Here is a 12,627-nt window from a genome sequence, read left to right on the forward strand (position 1 = left end):
CTTTCCTTAGAACTTGTGGCGAATACCTACGGCGACGCCGAGCATGTTGCTTTGGCCGCTGGCAAGCGTGTAGCTATTGCCAAGGGAGAGGCTGTTGGCGTAGCCGATCATCGCGGAATCCAGTCCCAGGCCCGCGTTCTTTGCATACGCCGTGGTCAGGTAGACATCAGTTCGCTTGGAGAGCGTGTAGTCGGCGATGAACGCAACTTGCCACGGGTTCGGGGTTGACGTGCTGGCGAAGAAGCGCTTGACGTGGTCGTAGTCGTATTCGAGCGTCAGGCCAAGCGCCGGCGTCACCTGGTAGTTGGCGCCGATCCAGTAGAAGTCGTCGCGCTCGATCAGGCCGCCATTCTGGTCCTTGTTCTGACCCCAGCGGTAGCCGCCCATGATCTTTGCCGGGCCGAACGCATAGCTTCCTGCGATGGTTGCCTTCTTGAAGCTGCCACTGCCGAGGGCAGCAGCGGTCAAGGGGTTGGAAATGGTCGGGTTGAACTGGTCGTAAGCAACCGCCACGCCGACAGGGCCGGCAATATAGGTCAGCGCCGCGCCATAAGCGGTGTCGCGGCGGAACTGGCCCGGCACTTCGCCATTGCCACCGAGGAGCGGGCCGTTGGCCACCGTCGTCGGCAACGCCAGGCCGGTACCGAAGGACCAGTGCGCCAGTGCGGACACCGGACCGAACTGGCCGGAGTACTTGATGGTGTTGTCCTCGCGGAAGTTGGCGCCGGTCAGCATCACGATCGGTTCATATTGTGTGGCAAAGGATGCCGGCACGAAGTTCGCAAGGCCTTCGAATATCGACGTGTACTGACGGCCGAAAGTCACCTGGCCAAACCGCGTACTCTGCACGCCTACGTATGCCTGGCGACCGAACAGGCGACTGCTTTGCTGCGACGTGCCGGTATCCAGGTTGAAGCCGCTTTCCAGAACGAAAACGGATTTCATGCCATTGCCGAGATCCTCGGTACCGCGCAAGCCCCAACGCGAACCGGACAGGCCGCCGGAGTCCATGCGGTAGACGCTGTTGGACGGGCCCGCATTGAACTTGTTGGCTGCGCTGGGAACGGTGCCGACATGATTAGCGAACTCTACGTTCATATCCGCCACGCCATACAGCGTCACGCCGCTTTGCGCATGTGCGCTGCCGGCGCAGATCGCGCCCACAGCGATGAGTGCAAGATTCAGCTTGCTCAGATTGCCAGATAACTTCACTATCTTTTCTCCTCTTGTCTATTTTTACGTCTGTGGCAGACGCCGTCATCATGCAAAGAATCGGGCACTGCGCACCCCCCAATGGCAGGGGGGCGGGATACTCCGGATAGCACGAGATTTTCGGTACATGGCGGGAAGTGGACGCCGCGGATTCAGTTGCAGGTCAGGGCCTGTCGACGGGCGAGAAATGAAAGCCGGAGGTGACGGGCAAGCTGGCCTGTGTAAGGCGCAAGAACCGCGCGGCAATGCGCGGCGTTTTGGTAACGCAGGGTAGGCGCTGTCGGAGAAACGCCACCGGAGCGCTGTTGTCCAAACCGGGTCGTATAGCGAGGCAGAGCAGGCCGCCAAAAGACGACAGCCCAAGCTTGAGAAACACGAAGAAGACTTCGAGCCAGCCGTCAGTCGATTCGGCCGTTCGGTTTGAAGCTGGGGTTTTTTTTCTGGTTTTACAGCTGCCAGGGTTGGGGGGGAGCACCGGCAGATGCGCTACCCCGCGGAATATCGCGGGGGCATCCGGAGTTATCGCACCGGGAGGCCGTCGCCTTTGTGAGAAGGCCGTCCACATGAACGCGCTGCTGGCCGAGGGCGAGGTGGCTTTGGGGGAGGTCTTCGGGATGGAAGACACTTGCAGCGAGTTCAGCCAGACGTCGCGGTGTTTCCTGCCGTGACCCGTGGGGCGTCGGACGCTTAAGCCGTCCGCTCTGCGCCCTGGCCAATCAGTTCGGCTATTTCCGAAAGCTCCTGAATGAGCGGCTCCGCGCGGGACCATTCGCCATAGCCTGCGGCGGGGTTGAGGTGGCCCACGTTGCCGAGGTCAACCAGGCGGCTGCCCCAGGCGCTGGCCAGTGCGGCGACTTCCTCGAAGCGGGCAAGCGGATCGTTGCGGCTGGCCGCAACGATGCTTGGGAAGCGCAAGGCTGCGCGCGGTGCGGGTGTCCAACCGTTCAGGCGCAGCGTATCTTCGTCCGGATAGCCCGCAGGCAACGGATGATCGAAATCGGGCGGTGCGGCCAGCAGCGCGCCATGCACGGCGCGCGCGCATCGGCGCGCCCAGTGCACCGTCGTCAAGACGCCGGCGCTGTGGGCCACCAGCAAGGCGGGCTCACGCAGGCTCGCCAGCGTGCGTTCCAGCGCAGCCACCTGCACGGCACAGTCAAGCCTGTCGTGTTCCAGCGGGGGTACGACGCTGACCTGGCGCCCGTGCGCGCGCAACTTGTCGGCCAGCAAGGTTTGCCAATGATCCGCGACATGGTCGCGCAGGCCGGGGACGATGACGATCGGGGGTAATTCAGTGCGTTGCATCTGCTTGTCTACTCAGTGGGTGAAAGAAGCGTCAGGCGAGGGTGCGCTCCGTCTCATTGCGCGCCTCGGCAAGCCGCAGGTCGCGCAGGTAGCGCGGCTTGGCGATGAGGAATACGACTGCTGCGCCCAGGGAGATCAGTGGCACCATCTGCAGGGCCCCCAGCAAACCGATCCTGTCGGCCAGCAGGCCTGTCAGGTAAGGCGCCGGCGCCGCGCCAAGGATGTTGTTGGCCAGGGTCAGCATCGCCAGTGCGGTGGCATGGGTCGAGGGACGGGAGAGGCCGACCACCATGGCACCGGCGGGACCCCAGGTACCCATTGCCAGCAGCATGCCCAAGCCGATCAGCAGCAACTGCGCGGTACCCGGCGGCAGCCGGAAGCCCGCCAGCAGTAGCGCGCACGACACGAGACAGAAGAGGATCGCAAGTGTCAGCTGGCGGGCCGGCGCGTTGCGGCTTGCCCGGTCCGTCAGCATGCCGCACAAGGTCATGCCGATGCCGCTGACGATCAGCAGCGCCGCGGCAAGCAGTGTCGCCTTGTCGGACGGCATGTCGTAGTACCGGTTCAGGTAGCTCGGCATCCAGGCCATGATCGCATAGGCGATGAACAACTGCAGGCCGCTGCCAACATAGGCGCAGACCAGGGACGGTGCCCAGAAGAGCCCGCCCAGCAGCGCCGGCAGGGGGGGGCGGACACGGCCTGGCACCGCTTGGCCGCGGGTGGCCGGTGACCCGGCGGCGTGCCGCGCCAGCCTGGCTTCGGTAACGGCCACGCAGTAGATCAGCACCACGATCAGGCCGAATACCGCCATGGCCATGAAAGCCGCGCGCCAGCCAAAGCGGGCCGCCACGACACCGCCCAGCCCCATGCCCAGCACGGCGCCGAACATGCCGCCTGATGTGAAGGCGCCGGTCAGGGTGGCACGCATGGAGGGCGGGAAGATGCTCAGGATCACGGCCAGCCCGACGCTGCCATAGGCGGCCTCGCCAATGCCGACGAAGAAGCGCGCCGCAAGCATATGCCCGTAGCTGGCGGACAGCGCGCATGCCAGTGTGCCGCAGCTCCAGAGCAGCGCCATCACGGCCAGGCTCCTGACGCGGCCCCAACGATCGGCCATCAGCGAGAACGGGACAGTGAACAGCCCGACCATCAGCGCGACGATGCCGCTGAGCGAGCCGAGCTTGGCGTCAGACAGGCTCCATTCAAGCCGCAGGTGGGGAAAGACGGCGTTCAGCACCTGCCGCGACATATAGTCGGAAAGCAGGAGCGCAAAAATGAGGGCGAATACCAGCCACGCGTAGGCATGCGAGCGTGCCGGCTTGGCGGTGAGAGCCGTGTCCGCGCGAGCGGCCCCGGAGAGGTACTGTCCCATGAAGGTCTCCTGCGGTCTGGTGCCGCTGCTGCGCCGCGAATTCGGCGCGGATTGTGCGTGCCGGGGCAAGCGGATGGGCGTTGCCGTCTCTCTGCTTGCCCGGGTTGCCGTCAAGCTGCGCGCAAGGGCAGGTTTACCTGGCGCGGCTTGCGGTTGGGCGCCATGCCATGCATTGCCAGGGTTTCGTCGGCATCCTTGTACTGCACGCCGATCTTGTAGATCTTGCGCGCTTCCTTGCCGCTGGCCACTTCACGGCCGAGCTCGCGGGCGACGCGCACGCACTGCTCGATCTGCTGCACCGAGCTCATGCGGTTGCCGTGCTGGTCGATGATGGTGTCCTCGATGCCGCAGCGGGGATGCAGGCCCATCGCCATGGCCATCATGTTGAACGGCAGGACGTTCTTCAACAACGATTCGGCGGTCAGCGTGCAACCATCCGGCGCGCGATGGATGAAGTTGACGAAATTGAACGGATTCGGGCCATCGAAGCCGCCGCCAATGCCGATCCAGGTCAGGTTCAGCGGTCCCGTGTACACGCCCTTGCGCACCAGGCGCTCGAGCGTTTCCAGCGCATGCATGCCGGTGAGCTGGAAGTGCGGCTGGATGCCGGACGCTTGCAGGCGCCTCAGGTGCTCCTCGACCCAGGCGGGGCCGGCAGGCACGGTCATTTCGCTGTAGGCGGCCTGGAACGCCGGGTTGGCCAGCGAGGTGCCCTCCAGGTACTCTGGATAGAGCAACTCCATGATGTTCATCTGCGTTGTATTGATAGCTACCGTCACCTGATCCGGCTTGGGGTCCAGGTCGGCCAGCATGTGGCGGGTATCGTCCGAGAGCCACTTGGCGGCCTGACCGTCGTCTTCCGGCGCAAACGAGATCGAGCCGCCCACCTGGATGATCATGTCCGGCACCGCGGCGCGCACGCCGGCGATCAGCTCGTTGAACTTGGACAGGCGCTTGGAGCCCTTGCCATCGAGTTCGCGCACGTGCAGGTGCAGCACCGTGGCCCCGGCGTTGTAGCAGTCAACGGCCTTTTGCACCTGTTCTTCCATCGTCACCGGAATGTCCTCGGGGAAATCCGCCGGCATCCACTCGGGGCCATAAGGCGCCACGGTGATGACCACTTTGTCCTGGTTTTCGGGATGCAGGGAATCGTCGAGAAATTGCATTTGTTACTCCTTGTCGGATTGGGGTGGGTTCAACTGCGCTAAGGCAGCTGAACGCCTAAAACGTGGTGTCGCCAATAATGCCGGCGCGCTCCATCTTGCGATGGCAGGGCGGGTAATCCATGACGGCGTAGTGCTGGGTCGAGCGGTTGTCCCAGATCGCCACGCTATCGGGCTGCCAGCGCCAGCGCACCTGGTACTCGGGAATGCTGGCCTGGCTGATCAGGTAGCTGAGCAGCAGGCCGGCGCCCGGATTGGCGTCCTGGCCGAAGCGAACACGCTGCGGCGTGTGGAAGTTGGTGAAGTGCGTGGTGAAGGCATTCACGAACAGCACCTTCTCGCCGGTCTCCGGGTGGGTGCGTACGACTGGATGCTCGGCGTCCGGGAACTGGGCCTTCAGCGCGAGACGCTTGTCGATCGGCATGGCGGCGCCGAAGCTGGCTTCGATGCTGTGACGCGCACGCAGCCCGGCGATCTGGCTCTTGATGTGGTCCGGCAGGTTCTCATAGGCCAGGACCATGTTGGCCCACATGGTGTCGCCGCCGACGGGCGGACATTCCACGCAGCGCAGGACGCAGCCGAAGGGCGGGGCTACGCGCCAGGTGGCATCGGCGTGCCAGGCGTTCTCGTAGCGGTCGTTCGGCTGTTCCGGATTCTTGTAGATCCGCACCAGGCCAGGGTGGTCGGGGTCGCTGCCGGCTACCGGATGATCTTCGAGTTCGCCAAACAGGCGGGCAAAGGCCACGTGTTCGGCGCGCGTGATGTCCTGGCCGCGCAGGAACAGCACGCGATGCTTGAGCAGCGCGGCGCGGATTTCCGCAAACAGGCCGGCATCGTGAATGGCGTCCGCCAGTTTTACGCCAACCAGTTCGGCGCCGATGGCACAGGTAAGTTGTTCGACACGCATGCTGCCCTCCTAGACCGTGAAGACCGAGGAACCGGTGGTTTTGCGCGACTCCAGGTCCCGATGGGCTTGTGCCGCGTCCTGCAGAGCGTAGCGCTGGTTGATCTCGATCCGGATGCGGCCGGCCGCGACATGGGCGAACAGCTCGTCCGCCAGTTCCTTCTTTTCGGCGGGATCAGCGATGTAGTCGGCCAGGGCCGGGCGGGTCAGGTAGAGCGACCCCTTCATTGCCAGCAATTGCGGGTTGAACGGCGGGATTGGGCCCGAGGCGGTGCCCACGCAGACCATCAGGCCGCGGCGCTTGAGTGAGTCCAGCGAAGCCTCGAAGGTGTCCTTGCCGACGCTGTCGAACACCACGTTGACGCCGACTCCGCCGGTCAGTTCGCGCACGCGCCTGGCCACATCCTCACGGCTGTAGTCGATGATGTGGTCACAGCCGTGGGCGCGGGCGACTGCCGCCTTGGCCTCGCTCGAAACGGTGCCGATCACGGTGAGGCCGAGCAGCTTCGCCCATTGCGAGACGATCAGGCCGACCCCGCCGGCGGCGGCGTGCAGCAGGATGGTGTCGTTGGGCTTGAACGCGTAGATGCGGCGCATCAGGTAGGCAGAAGTCAGGCCACGCATGGTCATGGCGGCAGCTGTCTCGCAGGCGATTCCGGCGGGCAGCTTGATCAGCGCCGCGGCCGGGATCAGGCGTGCGGTGCTGTACGCGCCGAGCGTGTTCAGAAAGCCCGTATAGGTGACGCGATCGCCAACCGCGACCTGGCTGACGCCGGCCCCGACAGCCTCGACGACGCCGGCGGCTTCAACGCCCATGCCGGCCGGCAGAGGCATCGGGTACAGGCCCGAGCGGAAGTAAGTGTCCGCAAAATTCAGGCCGACGGCCTCATGGCGCAAGCGTGCCTGCCCAGGAGCCGGATCGCCTACCGCGACCTCTTCCCATTGCAAGACTTCCGGGCCACCGGTTTCATGGATTCGAATGGCGTGTGGCAAGTTGACTCCTGGTTATATTCAGTATGTGGTTGATTCGGTTTGGCGGTGATCCGCCGGCTTGCGTTCAGGCACCCTGCGGTGCGCCAGGGGCAAGCCCGGCCAGTCGCTGCGCAAAGGCAGCATCGGGGGACGTCCCGGCGTGATGACCGAAGCTCTGGGTCAGTGCGACATGCAGCGCATCCCAATCGGCCTGAGTGAGGTAGTGGCGCGCCGCCGGCAATATCACGCCTTCTTCGCGGCCCTGGTACTCCCATGCCAGGTGGGCATACAGTTCGACCACCTGGGCCAGTGCCGTAAGCGCGCACGCGCTGGCGGCAGCTTGCTCCACCTGCACGGCAAGGTCTTCGAGCAGGTTCTCCTGGCGCAAATGCTGGCGGGACAGCTCGTCCAGTTCCGCGCGCAATGCCTCGCTGCGCTGGCTCAGGCGGCGAAACAACGTGGCCTCCTTGCGCCGCTGCAGGGGATGAAGCGTTTGGCGCACATAATCGATGGCCGCGAGCATGGGAGCCGCGACAATCGGCGCGCCCGCCGCCTGCGTCGTTTCGACGAGGTGCAGCCAGGCATGCAGCAATGTGGCCAGGCGGCTGTATGCGTTGTGCAGCAAAGCGATCGCCGCAATCGGCGCGGGTGCGCAAGCAGCCCCGATCGACAGCACCGGCATGCGGGCATGCATCAGTATGTCCTTGGCAGGTGACGCTGGCCCGGCGAGATCCCCCGCGCCGTGGGCGAGGACAATCGCATCGCAACCGGCCTGGTCCGCCGCGGCCAGCAAGGCCCGCGCCGGATGTTCTGCAATCAGACTGGCGAACGTGCTCGCTACCCCCTGTGCACGTGCCGCCGCATCTGCCCGGATCAGCGCCTCGCGGGCCTGCGACTGCCCGCGCGTGCCGTTGTCCTGCGCATGCCGGAAACTGATGCGTGCTCCGTGGCTGCGGGCCAGCGCGATCGCTTGCAGCGCTGCCTTGGCGTCATGGTCGCGAGGGTCGACAGGGACGAACAGATGGCGGAGCATGGTTTGGGGCCGGTTCGGGTTAGGTCGGGTTAGGTCGGGTTAGGACGACGTCGCCGGCCGGTGTAGCGATTGGGTCGTCGGTGAGAGGCATTGCGTCCCTTGCTTGATCGTCCTGATGTGGATTGAATGGTAGAAGCGCTCTGGTTGGGGGCGCCCCCCAGCAGCGGGGGGGATTGGGCACAGGGATATCCCTGAGTGCGGCCAGAAACGCACCTGGCATGGCTATAATCCGCGGCATTTGCCGTGCGCGTCGGTTGACCAGCCGGATACGCTCAACCCTCTTGATCGGCATCGCCTGCCGGGATTCCTTGATGACAAATCCCTACAGTGGCACTGGCATCACAGCATCGGAACTGCTCCTCAAGACCAGTCCGCCCCGTGCGCCGCGCCACTTGCTGGCGCGCTCGCGCCTGCGCTCGGATAGCGAGCGGTTTCGTGACCGGCCCGTAACGATCGTGCAAGCGCCTGCCGGCTTCGGCAAGACATCGCTGCTGATCCAGTGGCACCGCGAATACATCATGCGCGGCAGCGCCGTTGCCTGGGTGTCGCTGGATGAGAGCAACGATCCCCCCCGGTTGCTGATGAGCCTGACGAGCGCGATTCGCTCCGGCTGCGGGCGCGCTGCGTTCGGCGCACGGCTGCTGGCAGGAGGAAGGGTGACCGACGCGCCGCTGGAGGGCTTCACGGCATGGCTGGCCGAGGTTGCCCACCTTGCACTGGATGTCGTGCTCATCCTGGATGAGGCCGAGCGGCTGCCGGACGGCAGCCGCGATGCGCTGATCTACCTGCTTAACAATTTGCCATCCAACCTGCGCATCGTGGTGGCGGCCCGTGACGGGTTCGACACGGTGGTTGAGCGGCTGGGACCGTATGGCCAGTGCGTGAAGGTTGATACCGCTTTGCTGCGTTTCCGCTTGGACGAGACGATCACGCTGATCGGCATGCACTTTGAGGCCAGCGTGGAGGCCGACGCCTGCGCCAGGCTGCACGACGTGACCGAGGGTTGGCCGCTTGGCTTGCAACTTGCGCTGGCGGCAGCCACCCATGCCCCGGATCCCGTTGCCGCCATCGATGCCTTCGCCAGCAGTACCGCAGGCATGCGAGAACACTTCGTTACAGCGCTGCTCGCCCGGCTCTCCGATGCGGATGCTGGATTCCTGACGCGCATCTCGATCGTGGAGTTGCTGCATGCGGATCTTTGCCGCGCCATGACGGGGTTGCCGGATGCGCAGGAACGATTGCAGCGTCTGATGCGTGACACGCCGCTGTTCGTCGTCTCGGACCAGCATGGCGAGTGGTTCCGCCTGCATGCGATGGCACGTGATGCGCTGCGCGCCCGGCTGGCGGACCTTCCGGCACAGGAACTCGCCGGGATGCACGATCGCGCGATGCACTGGCTTGCCGATCACGGCATGACCGAGGCTGCCGCGCGCCACGCGCTCGCCAGCGGCCAGCGCGAGACTGCCTACAACCTGGCGCAGCGCTGCCTGTATGAAGCCGCCACGCGCGGCCAGTTGCCCGCCGTGCTCGAATGGCTCGAATGGCTGCCCGAGTCCGAGCTCGACCGGCATCCACGCCTGCGCCTGGCCGCGGCATGGGCGCTGGCGCTGAGCGAGCGCCACCAGCAGGCCGAGGTGCAAGTGCGGAAAATCCTGCACCATGCGACGCCGGACGATGCCATGCGCTACGAGATCGACCTGATCCTGAGCGCCGCGGCCTACTACGCGGACGAGCCGGACCGCATTGCGGCGTTCTTCGATCGCTGGGGGGAGGCACCGCCCGTCAACGATGCATGGCTGCGGCAGGCGCACGCCAACCGCCTGGCCGTGCGTGCGCTGATGGCGGGGGAGTATGCCAAGGCGCGGCGTTACGAACAGAACGCACCGCGCGGCGACGCCAGTCTTGCCTACCGCTACGTGATCCGCTGGCGCGATTACATCATCGGGCTTGGGTACCTGTTCGAGGGACAGGTGTTATTGGCGGAGCGCACGCTGCGCCCGGCGCTGGCACGCGCCGACGAAGAGTTGGGCCGGCGCCACCCGTTTTCCTGCATGATCGCCGGCTTGCTGGCCGCCGCCACTTATGCGCGGGACCAGATAGACGAAGCGGCAGCGCTCCTGGCCAATCGCCTGGATGTCCTGGAGCGTGGCGGCACGCCAGACACGGTGCTGCTCGCTTACCGCACGGCGGCCCGCATCGCTGCCGCCAGGGGCGTTGAGCATCGCGCTCTCGACCTGCTCGAGACCCTGTATGCGGTGGGCATTGCCCGCAACCTGCCCAGGCTGTGCGTGGCCAGCCTGACAGAGCAGTTGCGGCTGCATAGCGGGCGTTTTCGCTCCGAGACGTGCCGGGCCCTGCTGCGGCGCGTTGATGAGATCGTCGCGGACAATGCCGCGCCCGAGTCTGCGATCCAGCGGCGCAACCTGGTCCTGCTCCAGGATCTGGCGCACGCCTACACGTGCATTGCCGAGCAAGACTGGCGCGCGGCGCAGCAGCAACTGATGCGAGCGGAGGCTGGGGCCGAGGCGATGAAGCGCGAGGTCGTGCGCATCGAAATCATGGCGCTGCGGGCGCTGGCCATTGACCGCTGCGGGGAGAAGAGCCTTACCTTGCTGCGTGAAGCCATGAACCTGCTGGAGGCGTACGGGGTGACGCGAGGCGTGCGCGACATCCATCCCGCGCTGGCGGACTGGGCTCGCAATATCGAGACGGAATCGATCGGTACGCAGCGTCCTGATCCTGCCAGGCCGGCACGTGCGGCGGTACACCTTGCTGCCGAGGCCGGCGCAGACGGGCCGCGCGCGGCGCCCAGCATGGTGCTGACGCCGAAAGAGCGCAATGTCCTGGAGTTGCTGGCCCGGCATCTTGCCAACAAGGAAATCGCGCTTGCCATGGGCATCGGTCAGGAGACGGTCAAGTGGCACCTGAAGAACCTGTCCGCCAAGCTGGATGCCGGCACCCGCAAGCAGATCGTGCGCCGGGCGCAGTTGCTGGGCTTGTTGCGCGACGCATAGCGGGAGTGCCGGCAGTCCCGGCGGGCGTGGCCGGTAGCGTGACGCCATTCCTCTCGTCCCGGCCCCAGCCCGACCAGGATGCCAGGCACCGAAGTCCGGCGATGTCCGACATCACGCCAGGCGGCTGGCCTCGATGCGCGGGAACACCCGCGCCAGCGTGACGCCGCGCGCGGCCATGAACAGCAGCAGCGCCGCCCATAAGCCATCGTTGCCGAACGGGCCGGCCAGCGCAAGCGCCGCCACCATGAACGCCGCGAACGACAAGGCCATCGAGTGCATCAGGTCGCGCGTGCTGGTGGCGCCGATGAACACGCCATCGAGCAGGAAGCCCCACACGGAAACCAGCGGCAGGGCAACCGCCCACGGCAGGTAGCGCACCGCCGCGTCGTGGACCGTGCGCTGGTCGGTCAGGCAGGCGATGATCCATGCTCCGGCGCTGGCATACACCAGGGAGAAGCACAGCGCGCCCACTGCCCCCCAGATCATCGTGACGCGGACCGCGCGGCGGAAGGCGTGCCGGTCCCGGGTGCCGATGGCGGCGCCCACCAGCGCCTCGGCCGCATGCGCGAAGCCATCGAGCGCGTACGCCATGAAGGTCTGGAAGTTGAGCAGCAGCGCGTTGGCCGCCAGGATCACGTCGCCTTGCCGGGCGCCCGCATGGGCGAACCAGCCGAAGCTGGCCACCAGGCACAGCGTGCGGATGAAGATGTCGCGGTTGAGGGCGACCAGCCGCTTCAGTTCGTGCGCATCGGCGACCACCGCCCAGCGCAGGGGCGCCAGGCCGTGCGGGCGCAGCCGCCAGAGCAGGGCGGCGCCCAGCATGAAGCCGCACGCATCGGCGGTGGCGGTGGCAGCGCCGATCCCCGCGATGCTCCAGTCGAATACATAAACGTAGAGCAGTACCGCGGCAATGTTCACCGCGTTGATGAAGAGCTGGATGAGCAGGCCCAGCCGCACGCGCTGGCAGCCCAGCAGGTAGCCGAGCACCACGTAATTGCACAAGGCAAAAGGCGCCGCCCAGATCCGCGCATGGCTGTAGGCCCGCGCGTGGTGCTGGAGTGTGTCGCTGCCGCCGATCAGGCCCAGCGCGCCGTGGATCAAGGGCATCTGTACGGCCAGCACGCCGAGCCCGATGACGGTGGCCAGCATCAGGGCGCGTGCCAGCGTGGCGCGCAATGCCGCGCCGTCCCGGGCGCCATACGCTTGCGCGACGAGGCCGGTGGTACCCATGCGCAGGAACCCGAAGCCCCAGAACACGAAGCTGAAGAACAGGCCGCCGGCGGCCACGCCGCCCAGGTAGGCCGGGTCCGGCAGGTGGCCGGCAACGGCGGTATCGACCGCACCCAGGATCGGCTGGGTCAGGTTGGCCAGGATGATCGGGCACGCCAGCGCCAGCACGCGGCGGTGCCAGTGCGAAGCGGGCAGGGCCGGCGGTGCGCTGCAAGCGCTGCCGTTGGCGGGTGAAGCGGATGAGAGGGGACTGTCGGCGTCTGGCACGTTGCGCAGCAAGGGCTGGGTGTTTTGGGGGCGACCGACATTATGGTCGATCCACCGCCTTGCTGCCGCGCGGGTGAACAGGAACGATGCCGCTCACCCGCGCCGTACGTGCCGGGACTCAGGTGTTTACGGTTCTTCCACGGCCGAAGCCTTAGTGC

General features: G+C 66.0%; 9 protein-coding genes. 1 reads left to right on the plus strand and 8 read right to left on the minus strand.

Features of this window, described 5'->3' with window-relative positions:
* Positions 1-6: 6 nt before the first annotated feature.
* The 7 genes from RR42_RS09355 to RR42_RS09385 all read right to left on the minus strand — a co-directional run bounded on the left by RR42_RS09355 (position 7) and on the right by RR42_RS09385 (position 7,958).
* Positions 7-1,212 (minus strand): porin, encoded by a 1,206-nt coding sequence (locus tag RR42_RS09355; RefSeq protein ID WP_082054842.1) that lies wholly within the window; start codon positions 1,210-1,212, stop codon positions 7-9.
* Between the two features lie 687 nt (positions 1,213-1,899).
* Positions 1,900-2,514 carry an RBBP9/YdeN family alpha/beta hydrolase gene (locus RR42_RS09360; protein WP_052494550.1) on the minus strand — a complete coding sequence of 205 codons (615 nt, stop codon included), beginning with the start codon at positions 2,512-2,514 and terminating at the stop codon, positions 1,900-1,902.
* 31 nt (positions 2,515-2,545) lie between these two features.
* On the minus strand, positions 2,546-3,886 hold the full coding sequence (locus RR42_RS09365) for an MFS transporter (RefSeq protein ID WP_043346018.1): 1,341 nt from the start codon (positions 3,884-3,886) through the stop codon (positions 2,546-2,548).
* A gap of 110 nt (positions 3,887-3,996) precedes the next feature.
* The gene (locus tag RR42_RS09370; RefSeq protein ID WP_043346020.1) at positions 3,997-5,052 is read right to left on the minus strand and encodes a 3-keto-5-aminohexanoate cleavage protein; all 1,056 of its coding nucleotides are present in this window, start codon (positions 5,050-5,052) and stop codon (positions 3,997-3,999) included.
* Positions 5,053-5,107: 55 nt separating this feature from the next.
* A complete protein-coding gene (locus RR42_RS09375) occupies positions 5,108-5,956 on the minus strand; it encodes a TauD/TfdA dioxygenase family protein (RefSeq protein ID WP_043346023.1) in 849 nt (282 codons plus the stop codon).
* A 9-nt stretch (positions 5,957-5,965) separates the two neighbouring features.
* Positions 5,966-6,946 carry a quinone oxidoreductase family protein gene (locus tag RR42_RS09380; RefSeq protein WP_043346026.1) on the minus strand — a complete coding sequence of 327 codons (981 nt, stop codon included), beginning with the start codon at positions 6,944-6,946 and terminating at the stop codon, positions 5,966-5,968.
* 64 nt (positions 6,947-7,010) lie between these two features.
* Positions 7,011-7,958 carry a universal stress protein gene (locus RR42_RS09385; RefSeq protein WP_043346027.1) on the minus strand — a complete coding sequence of 316 codons (948 nt, stop codon included), beginning with the start codon at positions 7,956-7,958 and terminating at the stop codon, positions 7,011-7,013.
* Between the two features lie 311 nt (positions 7,959-8,269).
* Between RR42_RS09385 and RR42_RS09390 the strand changes: the two genes are divergently transcribed.
* Positions 8,270-10,972, plus strand: coding sequence for a LuxR C-terminal-related transcriptional regulator (locus tag RR42_RS09390; RefSeq protein ID WP_043351729.1), 2,703 nt, complete (start codon positions 8,270-8,272; stop codon positions 10,970-10,972).
* A gap of 111 nt (positions 10,973-11,083) precedes the next feature.
* Here the strand turns inward: RR42_RS09390 and RR42_RS09395 are convergent, their stop codons facing one another.
* Positions 11,084-12,397, minus strand: a complete 1,314-nt coding sequence (locus RR42_RS09395; RefSeq protein WP_043351731.1) for an MATE family efflux transporter — start codon at positions 12,395-12,397, stop codon at positions 11,084-11,086.
* Positions 12,398-12,627: the final 230 nt, after the last annotated feature.

Origin of the sequence: Cupriavidus basilensis (assembly GCF_000832305.1) — a bacterium.
Classification (GTDB): Bacteria; Pseudomonadota; Gammaproteobacteria; order Burkholderiales; family Burkholderiaceae; genus Cupriavidus; species Cupriavidus basilensis_F.

Coding starts and splice junctions, on each gene's coding strand:
- RR42_RS09360 (WP_052494550.1), bottom strand. CDS start 2,514: ATGCAACGCACTGAATTACCCCCGATCGTCATCGTCCCCGGCCTGCGC.
- RR42_RS09365 (WP_043346018.1), bottom strand. CDS start 3,886: ATGGGACAGTACCTCTCCGGGGCCGCTCGCGCGGACACGGCTCTCACC.
- RR42_RS09370 (WP_043346020.1), bottom strand. CDS start 5,052: ATGCAATTTCTCGACGATTCCCTGCATCCCGAAAACCAGGACAAAGTG.
- RR42_RS09375 (WP_043346023.1), bottom strand. CDS start 5,956: ATGCGTGTCGAACAACTTACCTGTGCCATCGGCGCCGAACTGGTTGGC.
- RR42_RS09385 (WP_043346027.1), bottom strand. CDS start 7,958: ATGCTCCGCCATCTGTTCGTCCCTGTCGACCCTCGCGACCATGACGCC.
- RR42_RS09390 (WP_043351729.1), top strand. CDS start 8,270: ATGACAAATCCCTACAGTGGCACTGGCATCACAGCATCGGAACTGCTC.